Source organism: Rhodococcus sp. GQ147 (assembly GCF_059759155.1).
This window is the reverse complement of the sequence record NZ_JCAXDU010000003.1, coordinates 21,467-39,395: the sequence shown is the minus strand read 5'-3', so window position 1 is coordinate 39,395 and position 17,929 is coordinate 21,467. Positions and strand designations below refer to the sequence as shown.

Here is a 17,929-nt window from a genome sequence, read left to right as displayed (position 1 = left end):
GTAACACGTTCTAGAACCATTCAAACACAGGCGCGCCGCGCGACCAAGAGATCTGCACGTCCCGTGGATAATCGAGTTCTGTTGCCTCTCGGAGAAACCTGTTCTATTTTGCGAAGAACGTAGGAGAAAGGAGCCCGAAGTGGGCACACCAGTCATCGTCGAGGCCGCACGGACCCCGATCGGCAAGCGGGGTGGATGGCTCGCGGGCCTGCACGCTGCCGAGATCCTGGGCGCCGTCCAGGCCGGACTCGTCGAACGCGCCGGCATCGACGCCGAGCTCGTCGAACAGGTCATCGGTGGCTGCGTCACCCAGGCGGGCGCCCAGTCCAACAACATCACCCGCACCGCATGGCTCAACGCGGGGCTGCCCTGGCAGGTCGGCGCGACCACCATCGACGCCCAGTGCGGATCGGCGCAGCAGGCCAATCACCTCATCGCAGGCCTCATCGCCACCGGCGCCATCGACGTGGGCATCGCCTGCGGCATCGAGGCGATGACCCAGGTGCCCCTCGGCGCCAACGTCGGCGACCAGGCGGGCCCGCGCCGGCCGGAGTCCTGGAACATCGACATGCCCAACCAGTTCGAGGCCGCCGAACGCATCGCGCGGCGCCGCGGCATCACCCGCGAGGACGTCGACGCACTCGGCGTGCGCTCACAGCAGCTCGCGAAGCAGGCCTGGGACGAGGGCCGGTTCGACCGCGAGGTGCTGCCGGTCGTCGCACCCGTCGTCGACAAGGAGGGCAACCTCACCGGCGAGAAGGCGACCGTCACCCGCGACCAGGGTCTGCGCGAGACGTCGGCCGAGTCGCTGGCGAAGCTGAAGCCCGTGCTCGAGGGTGGCATCCACACCGCCGGCACCTCGTCGCAGATCTCCGACGGAGCCGCGGCCGTGCTGCTCATGGATTCCGACCGCGCGAAGGCACTCGGACTGAAGCCGCGGGCGCGGATCGTCGCGCAGGCTCTCGTCGGCGCCGAACCCGAGTTCCACCTCGACGGCCCGGTCCAGGCCACCGCGAAGGTTCTCGAGAAGGCGGGCATGCGCGTCGGCGATCTCGACCTGTTCGAGGTCAACGAGGCGTTCGCGTCGGTGCTGCTGTCCTGGGCCCAGGTGCACGGACCCGACATGGACAAGGTCAACGTCAACGGTGGCGCGATCGCGCTCGGCCACCCCGTCGGATCCACCGGCTCCCGCCTCATCACCACCGCGCTGCACGAGCTCGAGCGGCGTGACGCGTCGACCGCTCTGGTCTCGATGTGCGCCGGTGGAGCGCTGGCGACGGGCACCATCATCGAGCGCATCTGACATGGGCACCGAAGCGGCGCCGAAGGGCCTCGACTCGAAGGCCACGATCTCGATCATCAAGTGGATGTCGCGGTTCAACGTCGCGGCGTACCGGGCGACCGGCGGTCGCATCGGCGGGAAGTGGCGCGTGGGAAGCGCCTTCCCGTGGGGCATCCCGGTGTGCCTGGTAACCACGATCGGGCGGAAGACCGGGCAACCGCGAACGGTCCCGCTGCTGTTCCTCGAGGACGGCGACAAGGTGGTCCTCGTCGCCTCCCAGGGAGGACTGCCCAAGCACCCCTTGTGGTTCCGCAACATCCAGGCGAACCCGGAGACCACGGTGCAGATCAAGTCGCGCATCCGGACCATGCGGGCGCGGGTCGCGAGCGACGAGGAACGAGCGGCCTACTGGCCACGTCTGACGGCGATGTACCCGGACTTCGACAACTACCAGTCGTGGACCGACCGTGTGATTCCCGTCGTCGTGTGCGAGTGAGCGTCCCGCCCGGCACGGTTCGCCGGGACGGTCCCGTGCGGGAATACTGAGTCTCGTACGTCCAGGTTCTCGACGAAGGGATGTCGCACGATGGAAACCACCGATCACGACAAGGTGCTCGACCGGCGGGAAATCGCGGCCGCGCTGCTCCGGGCGCTCGAACGACGCCACGAAGTGCTCGACGTGATCGTCGAGAGCAAGGATCGGGGCGACGCGGTCGCGAAGCTCGCCTCGCTGCTCGACACCGACGAGTTCTGCGCGGAGGCCGTGCTGAACCTTCCGTTCCGCCGTCTGACCCAGGCGGAACGGAAGAAGATCCGTGAAGAACTCGACGATCTCGATGCGGTGCTGCAGTGGACGACGGCGGCGCGTCCGTACGCGACCGGCGCGCATTTCCGGTTGCGGCCCATTTCCCACAGCGCGGCCGACACGGCGCTGTTCAAGCAGCGCTGCGCCGACCAGCTGGGTGACGACAGCGACGAACAGGTCGAATCCGAGCGGCAGCGCGGCAGCGAGCTGATGGACGACGAGTCCGGCATGTGGCTTGTGGCCGAAGATCTTTCGGGCGACGAGCCGAAGGCCATCGGGTTCGCGTTCGGCGAGCTGACCGGCAACGAGGTCGAGGTGCGGATCTGGGTGCATCCCGAGTTCCGCAAGCAGGGTTACGGCACCGCCACGCTCAAGCAGGCACGTTCCGAACTCGCTGCCTACTTCCCCGGCTCCACCCTCATCGTCCGCACGCCCGCCTAGAGCGGCGACGCCGTCCGTGCGCGTTTCCGGTGATGACCACCGGAAACGCGCGGGGACATCACGCTCCGTAGACCGGCGTCGGCGGCTGCGACGCTGCGATCAGCTTCTCGACGACGGGACCGAGTTCCTTCGGATCCCAACGGTCGCCCTTGTCGATCGCCTCACCGTGGCGCCATCCGTCGGCCAGCGACACCTTGCCGCCCTCGGCCTCGAACACGCGACCGGTCACGTCCTTCGCTTCGGCACTGCCGAGCCACACGACCAGCGGCGAGACGTTCTCCGGCGCCATGGCGTCGAAACCCTCTTCGGGTGCGGCCATCATCTCGGCCATCGCGCCACCGGCCCCGACGGTCATGCGGGTGCGTGCCGAGGGTGCGATCGCGTTGACGGTTACCCCGTAGCGGCCGAATTCGGCTGCGGCCTGGATCGTGAGCGTCGCGATACCGGCCTTGGCGGCGGCGTAGTTGCCCTGGCCGATGCTGCCCATCAGGCCGGCACCCGAGCTGGTGTTGATGATGCGGGCGTCGACGGGGTTGCCGGCCTTGGCCTCGGCGCGCCAGTAGGTCATGGCGTGACGCATCGGCGCGAAGTGCCCCTTGAGGTGCACGCGGATGACCGCGTCCCACTCCTCTTCGCTCATGTTGGCGAGCATGCGATCGCGCAGGAATCCGGCGTTGTTGACGAGCACGTCGAGCCGGCCGAAGTTGTCGAGGGCGGTCCTGACGAGGTTCTCGGCGCCGGCCCAGTCGGCGACGTCGTCGCCGTTGACGGCGGCCTCTCCCCCGGCCGCACGGATCTCCTCGACGACCAGCTCACCGGGGCTCTCCCCCGTGGCGGTTCCGTCACTACCGACACCGATGTCGTTGACGACGACCTTCGCACCCTCCGCGGCGAAGGCCAGGGCGTGGGCGCGACCCAGTCCTCGTCCGGCGCCGGTCACGATGACGACGCGCCCGTCCAGCAGTCCACTCACTTCGTCTCCTTCGTTTCGGCCGCTGCCATGTAGGCAGGGCGTTCACCGCCGCCGTGGACGGTCAATGTCGATCCGCTGACGTAGGCCGACAGCGGAGAGGCCAGGAATGCGGCGCAGTGGCCGATATCTTCGGGCTGGGCCAGCCGTCCCAGCGGAACGGTCTCGCCGACTGCGGCGACGCCGGCCTTGTCTCCGTAGAACAGGTGCGACTGTTCGGTTTCGACCAGGCCGACCACCACCGAGTTCACCCGTACCTTCGGGGCCCACTCGACGGCGAGCGACTGTGCGAGGCTGTCGACGCCTGCCTTGGCCGCACCATATGCCGCGGTGCCCGGCGAGGGGCGGGATCCGCTCACGCTCGAGATGTTGACGATCGAGCCGCCGGTGTCCTGCTTCTGCATCACCGCGTTGGCGGCCTGCGCGACCAGCAGCGGGGACAGCAGGTTCAGTTCCACGATCTTGGCGTGGAACTTCGGGCTGGCATCGGCCGCCAGCGCGTACGGTGACCCGCCGGCATTGTTCACCACGGCGTCGAGCCGCCCGTGGCGGTCGACGATGGTCTCGATCAGCGCGGCCACCTGATCGGCATCGCGGACGTCGCACGTCAGGAACTCCGCGGTCCGCCCGTCCACCTCGAGAAGCTGTTCGGGCTCGTTGCGAGCGCACGTCACGACGGTCGCACCAGCACGCAGGAACACCCTGGTGATGCCTGCACCGACTCCCCGTATTCCCCCGGTGACGAGCACGACCGCGCCGTCGAGTCCCAGATCCATTCGCTGCCTCCACGTCATTCATCCCGCGGGATGCGCGGGTCTCACGTCGACAACTTACCAAGCAATCGCTTGGTTCGGTACCGGCTCCCCCTCACCCCGCCACTGCTCCTGCTCAGTGGGAATCACGGGAACTCGCTTGTCGGCCCCACTTAGCGTGACGACGAACGCGCGCGTCGAAGAGGAGTGACTGGGCCATGCAGACCGTCGAGCAGGATTACGAGAAGTACGTCGGGCAGGTGGCCGAACCATCCCGCGTGGCCCGATACGCCGTCAACGACGCCATGATCCGCAACTGGGTCGAGGCCCACGACGACTTCAACCCGATCTACGTCGACGCCGAGGCCGCGCGCGAGACCGGACGCGACTCCGTCGTGTGCCCGCCCGCCATGATCTCCACCTGGATCATGGCCGGCTACCGCCGCTGGCGTGACGTGCAGCGCAAGCGCGCCGAGGGCGTCGTGGAGGACTTCGCATACTCCCGGATGCTTGCCGACCTCGATCGGGAGGGTTTCACCTCCGTCGTCGCGACAAACGTCGAGCAGGACTACCACCGCGAACTCGTCCCGGGCGACCACATCACCGCCCACTACACGATCGAGTCCGTATCCGAGGTCAAGCGAACGGGTCTCGGCCACGGCCGATTCTTCACGCTGTACAAGCGCTACGAGGACCAGAACGGCGAAGTCGTCGCCGAGGAACGCTTCCGGATGCTCCGGTTCAACCCGAACACCGACAAGGAGACGCGATGACCGCCGTCCCCCGGCTCACCATCACCCAGGACAACCAGTTCTGGTTCGACGCCGTCCGTGAGGGCCGACTCGAGATCCAGCAGTGCAGCGAGTGCGGCACTCTGCGCCATCCTCCGGGTCCGGCATGCCCCGCGTGCCGCTCGTTCGAATGGAAGACCGTCGAATCCTCACGGCGCGGAAGGCTTCACAGCTGGACTGTCATTCACCACCCGCAGGATCCGGCCTTCGAGTACCCGCTCGCCGTCGGACTGATCGACCTCGACGAGGGGATCCGCATCGTCGCCGACATCGCGGGCGCCGACCACGACACCCTCGAGATCGGCATGGAACTCGAGGTGGGATTCTCCGAGCACGCACACGGCGAGATCCTGCCCCAGCTGCGCAAGCCCGGAGGAGACGCATGAACCTCGCCGAATGCACTGTCGGACAGGAACTTCCCCAACTCGCCCTGCCTATGGATCGCACCACCATCGTGGCTACCGCGATCGCCTCGCAGGATTTCGAGGACGTGCACCACGACCCGGACGCCGCACTCGGACGCGGCACACCGGACGTCTTCATGAGCATCAACGCCACGAACGGTTTCGTCGACCGGTACGTCACCGACTGGACCGGGCCGTCGGCGCGGGTGCGCCGCGCGTCGCTGCGTCTGGGCGTGCCCTGTTTCCCCGGCGACCCCATGCACATGAACGGTGAGGTGACCGCCGTCGACGGCGCAGCCGTCACCCTGAAGGTGCAGGGCCGCAACAGCAGAGGCGTCCACGTCACTGCCGAGGTCGTGGTGGAGCCCTACGAGAGGAAGACACGATGACCGTCAAGGGCTTCTCCGGAGCCGCCGCCATCGCCGGCATCGGAGCCACCGAGTTCTCCAAAAACTCCGGCCGCAGCGAATGGCAACTCGCGTGCGAGTCGGTCCTCGCCGCTCTCGAGGACGCACAGATCGGTGTCGAAGGTGTCGACGGCTTCGCACTGTTCACCATGGAGACCAACCCCGAGATCGCCGTCGCCCGCGCGCTGGGCATCCCGGAACTGAAGTTCTTCAGCCGGATCCCTCACGGCGGCGGCGGTGCCTGCGCGCCCGTGCAGCAGGCCGCGCTGGCCGTCTCGAGCGGTGTCGCCGACGTCGTGGTCGTCTACCGCGCCTTCAACGAGCGCTCGGGCCACCGGTTCGGTGCCGGTCCGCCGCCGTTCGCGTACAACTCGAACACCGACCAGGAATACCGGAACTGGATCAACCCCTACGGTCTGCTCACTCCTGCTCAGCAAGAGGCCTTCCTGGCGCGCACCTACATGCACAAGTACGGGGCGACCAGTGCAGACTTCGGGCAGATCTCGGTGCTCTCGCGCAAGCATGCGGCGAACAATCCCAAGGCCTGGTTCTACGAGCGCCCCATCACCATCGACGACCACCAGAACTCCCGGATGCTCGCCGACCCGCTGCGCCTGCTGGACTGCTGCCAGGAGAGCGACGGCGGCCAGGCACTGGTCATCGTGAGTGCCGAACGCGCGCGAGATCTTCCGCATCCTCCGGCGATCATCACCGCCGCGGCGCAGGGCGTCGGCCCTCAGCAGATCTCGATGAGCAGCTACTACCGCGAGGACATCGACGCGATGCCCGAGGTCGAACTCGTCGCCCGGCAGATGTGGGCACAGGCCGGCTTCGGTCCCGAAGGTATCGACGCCGCGATCCTGTACGACGCCTTCACCCCCATGGTCCTGCTCCAGCTCGAGGAGTACGGCTTCTGCGGTCGCGGTGAGGCGAAGGACTTCATCGCCGACGGCAACCTCGAGGTGGACGGGCGACTGCCGATCAACACCCACGGCGGTCAGCTCGGCGAAGGCTACATCCACGGCGTCAACGGCATCGCCGAAGGCGTCCGGCTCATCCGCCGCACCTCCGTGAACCAGCCGGCGAAGACACTCGACAACGTGCTCGTCACGGGCGGATCGCCGGTGCCGCACAGCGCGATCGTCCTCTCGGCCGACCGTTAGGCCCGCAACCCGGGCCCCGACCACCTCTCAGGAGACCACATGCATCCCGAGCTGTCCGACACGTCACGGCGGCTGCGCACCGAACTGCGGGAGTACTTCGCCCGCATCATCGACGACGACGATCGACGCGCCCTGGTCGATCAGACCGAGGGTGGACCGGTCTTCGACAAGATCTACCGGCAGATGGGCGCCGACGGCTGGCTCGGCCTGGGGTGGCCCGAGGAGTACGGCGGACGCGGGGAGGATCCCGAGGCGCTGTACGTCTTCTACGACGAGACGATCCGCGCCGGCGCGCCGGTCTCGCTGGTCACGCTCAACACCGTCGCCCCCGCACTGATGAAGTACGGCACGCAGGAGCAGAAGGACTTCTTCCTTCCCAAGATCCTCACGGGTGAACTGAAGTTCGCGATCGGGTACACCGAGCCCGGTGCCGGCACCGACCTCGCTGCACTTCAGACGCGGGCACGCATCGACGGTGACGAACTCGTCATCGACGGCAACAAGCTGTTCACGAGTTCGGCCATCTTCGCCGACTGGATCTGGCTCGCCGTGCGCACCGATCCGGACGCGCCTCGCCACAAGGGGATCTCGGTCGTGCTCGTGCCGACCTCGTCGCCGGGCTTCTCCGCCACCGAGATCCAGACCGTCGGCGGAATCAGCACAGCGGTCACGTACTACGAGAACATCCGCGTTCCGCTGAGCAACGTCGTCGGCGAGCTCAACGGCGGCTGGACCCTCATCACGAGCCAGCTCAACCACGAGCGTGTCGCGCTGGCCGCCCGCGGTGGCATCGCCAACGAGATGTACGACGAGGTCCTCGCCTGGGCGAAGCAGGAGCCCTTCGGCCCCGGTGTGCTGTTCGACGTCCCGTGGGTGCGTTCGACTCTCGCCGAGGTCTACGCGCTGCTGTCGGCAGCCGACCTCGTGAACCTGCGCCTGGTGTCGGACATCGCGGCCAACACCCTCGACGGTGGCGACTCCGCCGCAGCGAAGGTGTTCGGAACCGAGGGTGTCGTCGCCGCGTACGGAATGTTGCAGGAGGTGCTCGGCGCCCGCGGTCTGCTGCGTCCCGGTAGCCACGGCGCCGTGATCGAAGGCCGCGTCGAAGCGCTCGGTCGACGCGCGCAGAACAACACCTTCGGTGGTGGCAGCAACGAGGTGATGCGCGAGATCGTGGCGGAGAAGACCCTCGGAATGGCCCTGGGCGCCCGTAGGCGCCCCGACGCGACGGCACAGGCTGCGGTGAAGACGCCGGCCGAGACGAGGAGCTGACATGGAATTCGAACTCGATGACGACCTGATCGCGGTCGAGGACCTCGCGTCGCAGGTCTTCGGTTCGCTGGCCAAGGTCGAGCGTGTGGTCGAGGTGGAGCGCAAGGAGGGCGGTTTCGACGCCACCCTGTGGCAGGCACTCGCCGACGCCGGGATCCTCGGACTCGCTCTGCCCGAGTCCGTCGGCGGCGCCGGCATGGGCATGCTCGGGTTCACGACGATCCTGCAGCAGCAGGGCCGCCGCGTCGCACCCGTTCCCGTGTGGTCCACCGTGGCCGGTGCGGCTCTTCCGCTCGCACAGTTCGGCACGGAAACCCAGGTCGAGCGTTACGTTCCGAAGCTCATCGACGGGTCGGTCGTCCTGACCGGCGCATTCGACGACACCCCCGGCGCGAGCCCCACGGTGACAGCGATCCGCAAGGGCGACGATCTCGTCATCAGCGGTGAGATTCCGTCCGTTCCGTGGGCTCCCATCATCGCCGGCGTCGTCGTCCCGGTCCGCTGCGACGACGACTCGGTCGCCGTGGTGGTCGCACCGGTGGACGCGACCGGCGTCGAGGCCGTCCCGGTCGCCGTGACCGGACGTGGCGCCGAAGCCGCGGTGCGCTTCACGGACGTGCACATCGGAGCCGAGGACGTCCTGCCCGGTGACGGTGAGGAGATCGCGACCTGGACCCGTCGTCGTATCCGCATCGCTCTGGCTGCCGTTCAGCTCGGGGTGTGCGAGGAGACGCTGCGGGCAACGGCGAAGTACACGTCCGCGCGCGTACAGTTCGGCCGCCCGCTGTCGACGAATCAGGCTGTCGCATTGCGCGCGGCCGATGCCTACCTCGACACCGAAGCGATCCGACTCACGGTGCGGAAGGCCGCGTGGTTGATCGACGTCGGACGCGAGGACGAAGCCGACTCCGCGGCCCTGGTCGCCAAGTGGTGGGCGTCCCGCGGCGGTGTGCGGGTGGGCTTGACCGGCCAGCACCTGCACGGCGGCATCGGCGCCGACATCGACTACCCCATCCACCGCTACTTCCTGTGGGGCCGGCAGCTTGCGTTCACCTTCGGCGGCGCCGACGCGACGGCAGCTGCCCTCGGGGACGTCCTGGACACCGCACCCCCGATCGGTGCGGCCGGATAGTCTTCTCGCACCGATGACGTGAGTCCTTCTCCGCAGACCGCGGAGGGGGACTCGCGTCGTTTCCGGTGCCCTACTCCGACAGGTGCGCGAGCAGCAGGTCGCAGCTCCTCCGCACATCGGCCTCGGTCTCCTCGAGGGTCGCTCCGCCGTTGAGATAGGTCACCAGCAGTCCGGACCACAACATCGACAGCAGCCGCACGGCGTTGCGATCCTCCTCTGTCGGCTCGTCGAGGCCTGCCCTCTCGAACAGGATTCGGTGGAACGTCCGCCTCACCTCGGTGGAGTCCGGAACCACCGAGGCCGGGGCGGTGCTGTTGGACAGCAACATCGCGGAGGCCAGGCGTGGTCGGTCGACGAACCGGCGGGTCATCTCGACGAGCGTCTCGGTGATCGCCTCGCGCGCGCTCGTCCCCGGTTTCCGTTCGGGCAACCGGTCGGCGCCGAGCTCGAGCCGGTGGAGCAGCAACGCCACGAACAGGTGCGTCTTCGACGGAAAGTATCGGTACAGGGTGCCGATCGCGACCTCGGCGTTCTTCGCCACCTCGGTCATCTGCACGCGGGCCAATTCGTGCTCGGACCCCAGCTGCGCTGCAGCCTCGAGGATCCGCACATGGCGTCGCCGTTGTTCGACCGAGGTCGGCTCGGCTCCGTCCCGCGCCTTACCTATTCTGGGCACCGGTCCCCCTTTCCACGATGACGACCCGTCGATTCTGCACCGAACCGCCCGGCAGATTGTCGCATCGCGGATCGTCCACGGTCCCGAACGGTGGGAGCACGGGCACCGGACGTCGTGCTGGGACGGCATCGGATCCGAGCGTCCACTGAGCGAGAAGCCGGTCCGTCCCGACTTTCTCGGGCCGTAACGTCGGAGTCGGAGAAGGACGGTCGGAGTCGACCTCCACGATCGAATCGGAGTGAGCCACATGCAGACCCGGATACCGACCCGCGACACCGACCACAGGATCGAACTGCCGGGCCCCGACGAGATGCGACGTGCCATGGGACGGTTCGCGAGCGGCGTCACCGTCGTGACCGGTCTCGACGAGGACGGGCCCACCGGCTTCGCATGCCAGTCGTTCGCGTCGGTCTCGCTCGAACCGCCCCTCGTGTTGTTCTGCGCGGATCACCGCGGGCGCGCGTGGCCGCGGATCCGCCGCGTCGGCCGGTTCACCGTCAACGTGCTCGGTGCCGACCAGAGTGATCTGTGCGCGCGTTTCGGGTCGAGCCGCGGTCCGAAGTTCGACGGTCTCCACTGGGAATTGTCCCGCTGGGACACTCCGTCGCTGCCGGATGTCCTGCTGCGGGTGCACGCATCGGTGGAGAACGTGCACGTCGCGGGTGATCACGACGTCGTCATCGGCCGGGTCGCCGAACTGGAGTGCGTCGGCGACCGGAGTCCGATGGTGTTCTACCGCGGGGCGTTCGGGCTCGACGCGCGGTAACTCCGCGGATACTTCCTCCGTCCGCCGCTACCGACGGGCGGAGGAAGTCGTCGTCACACCCTCACGGAGGGCGTCGCGCCGGCGGCAACCTTCGCGAGACGGGCCCGGCGCGGCTGCGGACCGGCGACGGTGAGGACAGCCGCGAGAAGCGCGACGCCTGCGCCCGTCAGCAGGACGACCCGGAAGCCGGACTCCGTGGGAATGGTATGACCGGCGAACGGCACGCTCATCTGTGCGAGGACGACACCGACGACGGCGGAAGCGGAGGACGTGCCGACCGACCGCATGAGACTGTTCACGCTTTTGGCGGATGCCGTCTCCGTGGCAGGGACCTCCCCCATGATCAGGGCGGGCATCGCACCGTATGCGAACCCGACTCCCGTTCTGCAGATCGTGGCGACGACTGCCAGGCCCAGGACCGATCCCATCAACGGATCGCGAACCCCGGCTCGAACGCTTCAACAAGACATCGAACGCTTGACGGGGCATCCGTGGCCGCGCCCCCCGGGTCCGCAGTGCATCTTCCCGACGGGTCCGTCGGGGGGGATGTGAGCCGGGGGTACCGTGCGAACACGGTTCGGTGGCCGGCCGAGACCACCGGCAGACCGGAACACCCGCGGTACGAGTGATGCCACCGCCGTCGAGACGGCGGTGGCATCACTTCCGGTCACACGTCAACCACGATGCTTTCCGTGGGCAATACCTCCGGCGGGCGTCGTCGACGGCACCAAGGACGGAAGTTCCTCGGTCCTGAGCCGGCGGGGGCGTTCCGTCATCACGGTGGGCTGGACCGTGTGCACCTCGCTGAGGAGAGCGGCCGGGAAGTAGACCGACGCCGTGACACCGGCGTTCGTCTCGGTGTCGAAGGTCGGCCTCAGACGCACGCTCATGCCGTTGCGGGCCGCCAGACGCCCGATCACGAACAATCCCAGTTGACGCGGGGCGTCGACATCGGCATTCTCACCCGCCGCGAGACGGATATTGATCTCCTCCATGGTATCTCGGGGAATACCGATTCCGCGATCGGCGATATCGAGAAGCAGGCCACCCTCCACGGCGGAGGAGAACTCGAACCTGACGGGAGTGGTGGGCGGGGAAGCCCGCAGCGCGTTGTCGACGAGTTCGGCCACCAGATGCACCACGTCGTTCACCACCTTACCGACGAGATATCCGCGCGGGGTGTTCCCGATCTGCACCCGCTGGTAGTTCTCCACCTGGGACACCGCACCGCGGAGCACGTCGCCGAGCGGTGCGGGCCCGCTGCGAGTACGCGGGCGCGTGCCCGCGAGAACCAACAGGGATTCGCCGGTACGCCGCATGCGCGTCGCCAGATGATCGAGAGCGAACATGCTCTGCAACCGGGCGGGATCCTTCTCCTCGTATTCGAGAGATTCGATCAGCGAGAGTTGCTGTTCGACGAGGGTCTTGTTGCGGCGTGCCAGCGTCTCGAGCATCACGTTCACCTGTTTCCTCAGGTGGGCCTGCTCGCCGGCGAGACGCAGCGCCTGCGTGTTCATCGAATCCACCGCTCGGGAGAGTTCGCCGATCTCCTCGTCCGTATCGGTGCCGACGGGAGCGAGACGGACGGTGTCGATGTCGGCCCCGTCCTTGACCGCCGCGATGGCGGCGGGAAGCTCGGTGTTCGCCGCTGCGAGAGTATTGTCTCGCAGACGTCCCAGGGGCACCGACAGGGAACGGATGACTGCTATCGCGAGGAGCAGGGCGAGTACGAGTGCTGCCGTGACGAAGAGCGCGTCGCGGGTGGCCGCGGTACGTGTCTCGTCCGCCAGTTCTTCGAGCGTCCCGATGATACGCGCGCTGGCGCTGTCGATCCCTTCCGCATAAGACCGAGACGCCGAAAGTACGGCGTTGCGAAGGTCTTCCCCGAATTGCCTGCTCGGCGTGAAGTTCTCGATCAACCTACGGCGCGCTTCGATATCGCCGAGCATCCCGTCGATCTGCCCGGTATCGAGCCCCGATCCTCGAAGGAGCCGCAGCGTCGACTCTTCGGTGTTCATGGCGCCGGTCGCCAGGATCCGGGCGGCTTCGGGGTTGGTGGCCAGCAGCCGGAAGGACTCCATCTGGTCGAGGAGGTTGAGCTGCGCGTCCCACATCAGGAGCAGGTTCGTGGCGTCGACGAGAGCGTCGTGGTTCTCGAACTGATCGAACAGATCTCGGAAGATATCCTGCACCGCACCAGGAAGTCGGTGGTCAGGCGACCGAACTCCTCGGCTCCGAGGGAGGAGTTCATGACCGCGGCGTAGAGCTGGTCGCCCTGCGCGAGCAGCGCATCGAGTTCTACGGCGACATCGGAGCTGAGATCGCTTCCTGCGGCGAGTTCCCTCAGAGTGTCCATGGACTGCGTCACATCGTCCGCGGCCACGCTCTTGGGCGTGAATCCGAGGCTCGTGGCGGCGGTAATGCTGATCACAGCGATGGAGAAGTCGAGCAGCGCCGGCGCGACAACGGTCTGCTCGGACAATGCGGCCGACCGCTGCGCCTCGTCGAGCTGAGTCGTGACGCGCACGGCACCGAGAGCGACAGCGAGGACGAGGGGAATCGACAGCACGGCCGCGAGTCTGTATTTGAGACGCCAGCGACCGATCTGCAGCGCACCTGTTCGGCTCGGCTCCAATTCTCGGATCTCCCTTTCACGGTGAAGAGAACGTGCTTTTCGGACAAAAATTACATCTTTCCGAAACGTTCTACACCAGATCCTCGTTCGGGCAAGTACTTCGTCCCGGGCACGGAGACGAATTCCGTGCCGGTCGTCCTCGCCCGAGGACCGGCTCCCTACGAACCGGTCGGCCGAACCGTCGATCGCCGCAGGACGAGCACCGCCGTCGAGGGCTGGACCGCACACTTCCGCACCGGAGACGACGAGGAATCCCGGCGGCAGCCCGCCCCCGCCGGCCCCCGACAACCGTGCCCAGTCCTGTGTTCGTTCATCGATGCCCCCCTGTTCGCGGTGTCGAACATACACAATGCGTGCGGAGGACGGTGAGGAGGTCCGCCCTTTTCGTCTACGGCGACAACGCTCCTCGCGTGCTCGAATACCCGATCAGGCCGCGCACCCGGCACCGAGGTCCGGTCGCCGACCGCCGGCGCGAATTGCAGAGCCGGCGCACGGCAGGGGTCGCGAACCCGGCATCGCCCCGTGGCACGCTCGCACGACACGAGACGCGGAGCCCTCCTGGACCCGGATCCGGAATGCTCCGCTCATCGCATCCGAGGGGACATCCCGGTGCCACTCACTTCGCCGCCGCACGCATTCCCGCGCGCCGGCCAAAGAAGCTACCGTCACCGAGGGAGATGCCGCTGCAGTAGCCCCACGCCGAGAGGCCGGACGTACAACGGCCCGCCGCATACAGACCGGGAATCGGATCTCAGCCCACGTGAAGAACTTCCGAGTCCACCGAGGTCTGCAGTCCCCCAGGGTGAAACCTTCGGTCATGCCACGCAGATCGATCGCGGCGATCGGCGATCGGAGGGGCCGCACCCACTCCGCCTTCATTCCGAGGACCGGATCCGTCCCCGATTCGGCGTGCCGATTGTAGAGCCCCACCGTCGATCCGAGAGTTCCTGCGGGAAGACCCATTTCGGACTCGAGCTCCGACACCGTCTCACACCCAGGTCGGCTGGCGACGGAGTTGCGGACTCGAAGTCGGTGTGGCCATTCCTTCCTCGTAGGCCTGTTCGTCGATGACCAGGAACGCCTGATTGTCGTTCTGGTACATGGTGAGCTGGCCGGTCCGCCCGGGAGGTTGAAGGCTCCGTGGACCGCGGCACGATGGTCGGGTTCGATACTCGTTGCCGGCGTGTGGAACTCCCGCTGGCTGTAGGCGCCGGGGTTGAGCCGAACCTCGATGTGTTCGATATCGTCCGGCCCCCGGCCGTGTTCACGGACGAGCGCGCGCAACGCATCGATGGAGGCACCCGTGTAGCAGCAAGGCCGGGCAGTACTTCACGGCACTGTCGAGTATCCACCAGCGGTCTCCGATGTCCTCGGTGATCGCCTCGCGCCGCACCGAACGGAATCCCTGGGCATCGAAGAATCCCGGTTCGAGGTCGAGCAGGTCCGGTTCCCCCGGATAGCCGGCCTCGGCAAGGGTCGATGCCGTCATTCCTGCCTGCACCACATGCATGTTCGGGCAGTGCTTGTAGGTGGCCGGTTCCGTGCGTTCGGTGTTGTGGGTGTTCCGGGCCGTCGGGGCTGTCGCCGCAGCGAGCGCGTGGATCATCCGGTCGCGGGACACACCCGACACCAGGCCGGCGGAGACGACCGTGCCGAGAGTGCCGTATCCGCTCCCGAAGAGTTCCGACCACTTCATCTTTCCGTCGACGACCTCCATGAACGAGCATGCGAGGTTGAGCCGCGCGGTCATGTCGTAGCCGACAGCGACGGCATGGAGCAGGCTGTCGCCGGACGCATCGACGCGTTCGGCCTCGGCGCGGGCCGAGGAGACCACGATCGTCGCGAAGTGCGCCGAGTCGAAGAGTGTGTCGTCCGCGTCGAGCGCGTAGGTGATATCGGAGTTGAACGCAGCAGCAACGGCAGCAGGCGCTTTGGTCGAACGGCCGAACACCGTGGCCTCCTCGACCCCACCGAGGCGGTCGATCACCTTGTGTGCCATGCGAGTACGTTCCATGCGTAGGGACGGCCCGCGTCGAGATGCGTGAGGATCCGGCACGATCTGTAATCCACATCACTCTCCCCGAAGCCTGTGACGCACCGCCTTCCGGTCCCGCTCACCGGGAGCCGCCCTCCCGGGTGTACCGAGGCGATCGGACAGGGCCACCGACGCGACGATGCCACGGCGTCGTACGCCGTGGCATCGTCGGAAGGCATCCGGGTGGACGAACTCGATCAGCCCACCGGAGGCGAGAACGCCGCGAGCGGCTCGGAGCCCGACCAGTCGTGACCCCAGTAACTGTCCGCGGTGATTTCTTCTGCGGTGTAGAAGGTTTCGTCGACAAGCATGCCTTCGGTACCGAACTCGAGGTCCCATCCGCCGGGGGCACGCACGTAGAAGGAGACCATCTTGTCGTTGGTGTGCCGGCCCAGGGTCGACGAGATCGAGAAGCCCAACTTGTTCACTCGGTCCAGGGCCTGACCGACCGCGTCGAGCGTCTCGACCTCGAGCATCAGGTGCACGAGACCGGGCTCGGCGGTGGGCGGAGCCGGGCACAACGCGAGGCTGTGGTGGCGGCGGTTGACGCCCAGGAACCGCACGCGTCGCACGGGCGGCGGTGCCGACAGGCCACCGAGCCGCGTCGCTCCGCGCGGCAGGAACCCGAGTACCTCGGTGTAGAACTCGTAGGACTCCGCGAACGCGGCGGTGGGCAGGACGACGTGGCCGAGTCCCTCCTCACCGGTGTGGAAGACACCGGCGAACGGCGTCACGAGGGGGCTGTGGTCGAGCACCGGACCGAAGAACACCTCGGTGCGGGTGCCGCCCGGATCGTCGAATGCGATGACCTGCTCGGCGTCGCGGTAGGTCGACTCCTCCTCGGAGAGGACCTCGACGGCGATGCCGGCCTTCTCGACCGCTTCGCGCACGCTACGCAGCGCGAACTCGTCGCGCACCTCCCAGCCCACGGCGAGTGCCTTGTCGACCTCACCGGGCAGCACGATCAGGCGTGCCCGCCGCTCGTCGACACGCAGGTACAGGCCGTCGGGTTCCGGGCCGGTACCGATCGCCATGCCGAGTCCGTCGACGACGAGTTCGCGCCATCGTGCGATGTCTGTGGTCTGGATCCTGAGATAACCCAGGCCCCGAATATCCGTCATATCCGAATGTTCCTTCGCCGTAATGGATGTGATGTCAGATCATCGACCGCATCATGCCCTGCGGCTCTTCGCCGAGCTGGGTGAGCGTCGCGGCGTGGAAGATCGAACCGGGGACGTGGATGGCGTGGCTCAGACCGGCGTGCGCGTCGCGCCAGAAGCGCTGCAGCGGATTGCTCAGCTGCAGCGCGCCGCCGCCGGCCCGCGAGAAGATCTCGTCGACGGCGCGCACGGCCCGCCATGCCGCGGCGACCTGGGTCCGGCGTCCGATCGCGCGTTGCTCGAAGGTGACCTCGATGCCCCGCTCGGTCAGATCCCAGAAGCGGTCGACGGTTTCGAGCAGGGCGGCGCGCGACGCGGCGATCTCCGCTGCGGCGTCACCGAGGTTCGACAGCACGTACGGGTCCTGCTTGATCGCGGTGCCGGACACCGTGACCCGCTCGCGCTGGGACTCGATGTAGCAGTTCAGCGCACCCTCGGCGATGCCGATGAGCGACGAGGTGATGCCGAGCGGGAAGATGCACGAGAAGGGGAACTTGTAGAGCGTCTCGTCGCGTCCGGCGTCCTGCCACGCCACCCCGCCCATGACGCGCTCGGCGCGCAGGGTCCGGCACTCGGGGAGGAAGGCGTTCTCGACGATGAGATCCTTCGAACCCGTGCCGCGCAGGCCGACGACGTTCCAGCTGTCGTGGTCGATCCGGTAGTCCGACCGCGGCAGCAACACGTGCAGGCTCTGTGGCGGGTTCAGGCGGTTGCCGTCCTTGTCGCCCACGGCCGCACCGATCATCACCCAGTCGCAGTGGTCGGTGCCCGACGAGAACGACCAGCGGCCGTTGAGGATGTATCCGCCGTCGACGGGGGTCGCCACACCCATCGGTGCGTACGGGGAGGCGATCCAGGTGTCGGGGTTCTCGCCCCACACCTCCTCCTGGGCCTTCGGGTCGAAGAAGGCCATCTCCCACGGGTGGACACCGACGATGCCGCTGACCCAGCCGGTCGCGCCGTCCATGGCGCCGATGGCCATGGCGGTCTCCGCGAACTCGCGCGGGTGCGCCTCGAGGCCCCCGAATTCCTTCGGTTGCAGGAGACGGATGACGCCGGCGTCGCGGAGCCTCTTCGCGCTGCGGTCGGTCAGCCGCATCAGCGTGTCGCCTTCGGCGCCGTCCGCGCGGATCTCGTCTGCGAACTCCGAAACGGAGTCGAGCACCTGTCCCATGATCTCTCCAGCTCTGTGAGGGTGACGCCCCCGATACGGCGTGGTGAGCGTCGGTTCCGTTGAC

General features: G+C 67.4%; 18 protein-coding genes and 2 pseudogenes. 10 read left to right on the top strand and 10 right to left on the bottom strand.

Annotated elements, in window-relative coordinates; all coding sequences use genetic code 11:
• Nucleotides 1-139 precede the first annotated feature (139 nt).
• The 3 genes from AC6CID_RS04640 to AC6CID_RS04630 all read left to right on the top strand — a co-directional run bounded on the left by AC6CID_RS04640 (nt 140) and on the right by AC6CID_RS04630 (nt 2,528).
• Nucleotides 140-1,303, top strand: a complete 1,164-nt coding sequence (locus AC6CID_RS04640) for a steroid 3-ketoacyl-CoA thiolase (protein WP_498353639.1) — start codon at nt 140-142, stop codon at nt 1,301-1,303.
• 1 nt (nt 1,304) lies between these two features.
• Nucleotides 1,305-1,778 carry a nitroreductase family deazaflavin-dependent oxidoreductase gene (locus tag AC6CID_RS04635; RefSeq protein ID WP_006551921.1) on the top strand — a complete coding sequence of 158 codons (474 nt, stop codon included), beginning with the start codon at nt 1,305-1,307 and terminating at the stop codon, nt 1,776-1,778.
• A gap of 90 nt (nt 1,779-1,868) precedes the next feature.
• Entirely contained in the window at nt 1,869-2,528 is a 660-nt protein-coding gene (locus AC6CID_RS04630) for a GNAT family N-acetyltransferase (protein ID WP_006551922.1), read from the top strand.
• Between the two features lie 58 nt (nt 2,529-2,586).
• Here AC6CID_RS04630 and AC6CID_RS04625 read toward each other — a convergent pair whose 3' ends face one another.
• Complete coding sequence (locus tag AC6CID_RS04625; RefSeq protein WP_006551923.1) at nt 2,587-3,501, bottom strand: SDR family oxidoreductase; 915 nt, start codon at nt 3,499-3,501, stop codon at nt 2,587-2,589.
• A complete protein-coding gene (locus tag AC6CID_RS04620) occupies nt 3,498-4,274 on the bottom strand; it encodes an SDR family oxidoreductase (RefSeq protein WP_094979498.1) in 777 nt (258 codons plus the stop codon). Before AC6CID_RS04620 ends, AC6CID_RS04625 begins: the two co-directional genes overlap by 4 nt.
• A gap of 194 nt (nt 4,275-4,468) precedes the next feature.
• Here AC6CID_RS04620 and AC6CID_RS04615 point away from each other — a divergent pair, with 194 nt between their 5' ends.
• Genes AC6CID_RS04615 through AC6CID_RS04590 form a run of 6 tightly spaced genes read left to right on the top strand, consistent with a single transcriptional unit; the run spans nt 4,469 to nt 9,419 of the window.
• Nucleotides 4,469-5,023: an FAS1-like dehydratase domain-containing protein gene (locus tag AC6CID_RS04615; protein ID WP_498353638.1), complete on the top strand. Its 555-nt coding sequence runs from the start codon at nt 4,469-4,471 to the stop codon at nt 5,021-5,023.
• Entirely contained in the window at nt 5,020-5,427 is a 408-nt protein-coding gene (locus AC6CID_RS04610; RefSeq protein WP_498353637.1) for a Zn-ribbon domain-containing OB-fold protein, read from the top strand. The genes AC6CID_RS04615 and AC6CID_RS04610 overlap by 4 nt, the downstream gene beginning before the upstream one ends.
• Complete coding sequence (locus AC6CID_RS04605; protein WP_019290114.1) at nt 5,424-5,834, top strand: hotdog family protein; 411 nt, start codon at nt 5,424-5,426, stop codon at nt 5,832-5,834. The genes AC6CID_RS04610 and AC6CID_RS04605 overlap by 4 nt, the downstream gene beginning before the upstream one ends.
• A complete protein-coding gene (locus AC6CID_RS04600; RefSeq protein WP_498353636.1) occupies nt 5,831-7,015 on the top strand; it encodes a lipid-transfer protein in 1,185 nt (394 codons plus the stop codon). The genes AC6CID_RS04605 and AC6CID_RS04600 overlap by 4 nt, the downstream gene beginning before the upstream one ends.
• Before the next feature lie 39 nt (nt 7,016-7,054).
• A complete protein-coding gene (locus AC6CID_RS04595; RefSeq protein ID WP_498353635.1) occupies nt 7,055-8,287 on the top strand; it encodes an acyl-CoA dehydrogenase family protein in 1,233 nt (410 codons plus the stop codon).
• A 1-nt stretch (nt 8,288) separates the two neighbouring features.
• Nucleotides 8,289-9,419: an acyl-CoA dehydrogenase family protein gene (locus AC6CID_RS04590; protein ID WP_498353634.1), complete on the top strand. Its 1,131-nt coding sequence runs from the start codon at nt 8,289-8,291 to the stop codon at nt 9,417-9,419.
• A 70-nt stretch (nt 9,420-9,489) separates the two neighbouring features.
• Here the strand turns inward: AC6CID_RS04590 and AC6CID_RS04585 are convergent, their stop codons facing one another.
• A complete protein-coding gene (locus AC6CID_RS04585) occupies nt 9,490-10,086 on the bottom strand; it encodes a TetR/AcrR family transcriptional regulator (protein WP_255312751.1) in 597 nt (198 codons plus the stop codon).
• Nucleotides 10,087-10,342: 256 nt separating this feature from the next.
• Here AC6CID_RS04585 and AC6CID_RS04580 point away from each other — a divergent pair, with 256 nt between their 5' ends.
• Nucleotides 10,343-10,861 (top strand): flavin reductase family protein, encoded by a 519-nt coding sequence (locus AC6CID_RS04580; protein ID WP_217580244.1) that lies wholly within the window; start codon nt 10,343-10,345, stop codon nt 10,859-10,861.
• A gap of 53 nt (nt 10,862-10,914) precedes the next feature.
• On the opposite strand, the pseudogene AC6CID_RS04575 reads toward AC6CID_RS04580, so the two are convergent.
• The 7 genes and pseudogenes from AC6CID_RS04575 to AC6CID_RS04545 all read right to left on the bottom strand — a co-directional run.
• A pseudogene (locus tag AC6CID_RS04575) lies at nt 10,915-11,292 on the bottom strand (MFS transporter); the annotation flags it as partial.
• Between the two features lie 243 nt (nt 11,293-11,535).
• Entirely contained in the window at nt 11,536-13,053 is a 1,518-nt protein-coding gene (locus tag AC6CID_RS04570) for an ATP-binding protein (protein ID WP_498353633.1), read from the bottom strand.
• On the bottom strand, nt 12,975-13,430 hold the full coding sequence (locus tag AC6CID_RS04565; RefSeq protein ID WP_498353632.1) for a hypothetical protein: 456 nt from the start codon (nt 13,428-13,430) through the stop codon (nt 12,975-12,977). Before AC6CID_RS04565 ends, AC6CID_RS04570 begins: the two co-directional genes overlap by 79 nt.
• A 682-nt stretch (nt 13,431-14,112) precedes the next feature.
• A pseudogene (locus tag AC6CID_RS04560) lies at nt 14,113-14,622 on the bottom strand (FAD-binding protein); the annotation flags it as partial.
• 138 nt (nt 14,623-14,760) lie between these two features.
• A complete protein-coding gene (locus AC6CID_RS04555; RefSeq protein WP_498353631.1) occupies nt 14,761-15,510 on the bottom strand; it encodes an MmgE/PrpD family protein in 750 nt (249 codons plus the stop codon).
• Nucleotides 15,511-15,728: 218 nt separating this feature from the next.
• Nucleotides 15,729-16,652, bottom strand: a complete 924-nt coding sequence (locus tag AC6CID_RS04550) for a VOC family protein (RefSeq protein ID WP_019290121.1) — start codon at nt 16,650-16,652, stop codon at nt 15,729-15,731.
• 34 nt (nt 16,653-16,686) lie between these two features.
• Entirely contained in the window at nt 16,687-17,865 is a 1,179-nt protein-coding gene (locus AC6CID_RS04545) for an acyl-CoA dehydrogenase family protein (protein ID WP_498353630.1), read from the bottom strand.
• Between the last annotated feature and the right edge of the window lie 64 nt (nt 17,866-17,929).

What these genes read in the sequence shown, in the direction of transcription:
- AC6CID_RS04635 (WP_006551921.1), top strand. Translation starts at nt 1,305, where the DNA reads ATGGGCACCGAAGCGGCGCCGAAGGGCCTCGACTCGAAGGCCACGATC.
- AC6CID_RS04630 (WP_006551922.1), top strand. Translation starts at nt 1,869, where the DNA reads ATGGAAACCACCGATCACGACAAGGTGCTCGACCGGCGGGAAATCGCG.
- AC6CID_RS04620 (WP_094979498.1), bottom strand. Translation starts at nt 4,274, where the DNA reads ATGGATCTGGGACTCGACGGCGCGGTCGTGCTCGTCACCGGGGGAATA.
- AC6CID_RS04615 (WP_498353638.1), top strand. Translation starts at nt 4,469, where the DNA reads ATGCAGACCGTCGAGCAGGATTACGAGAAGTACGTCGGGCAGGTGGCC.
- AC6CID_RS04610 (WP_498353637.1), top strand. Translation starts at nt 5,020, where the DNA reads ATGACCGCCGTCCCCCGGCTCACCATCACCCAGGACAACCAGTTCTGG.
- AC6CID_RS04605 (WP_019290114.1), top strand. Translation starts at nt 5,424, where the DNA reads ATGAACCTCGCCGAATGCACTGTCGGACAGGAACTTCCCCAACTCGCC.
- AC6CID_RS04600 (WP_498353636.1), top strand. Translation starts at nt 5,831, where the DNA reads ATGACCGTCAAGGGCTTCTCCGGAGCCGCCGCCATCGCCGGCATCGGA.
- AC6CID_RS04595 (WP_498353635.1), top strand. Translation starts at nt 7,055, where the DNA reads ATGCATCCCGAGCTGTCCGACACGTCACGGCGGCTGCGCACCGAACTG.
- AC6CID_RS04590 (WP_498353634.1), top strand. Translation starts at nt 8,289, where the DNA reads ATGGAATTCGAACTCGATGACGACCTGATCGCGGTCGAGGACCTCGCG.
- AC6CID_RS04580 (WP_217580244.1), top strand. Translation starts at nt 10,343, where the DNA reads ATGCAGACCCGGATACCGACCCGCGACACCGACCACAGGATCGAACTG.
- AC6CID_RS04555 (WP_498353631.1), bottom strand. Translation starts at nt 15,510, where the DNA reads ATGGAACGTACTCGCATGGCACACAAGGTGATCGACCGCCTCGGTGGG.
- AC6CID_RS04550 (WP_019290121.1), bottom strand. Translation starts at nt 16,652, where the DNA reads ATGACGGATATTCGGGGCCTGGGTTATCTCAGGATCCAGACCACAGAC.
- AC6CID_RS04545 (WP_498353630.1), bottom strand. Translation starts at nt 17,865, where the DNA reads ATGGGACAGGTGCTCGACTCCGTTTCGGAGTTCGCAGACGAGATCCGC.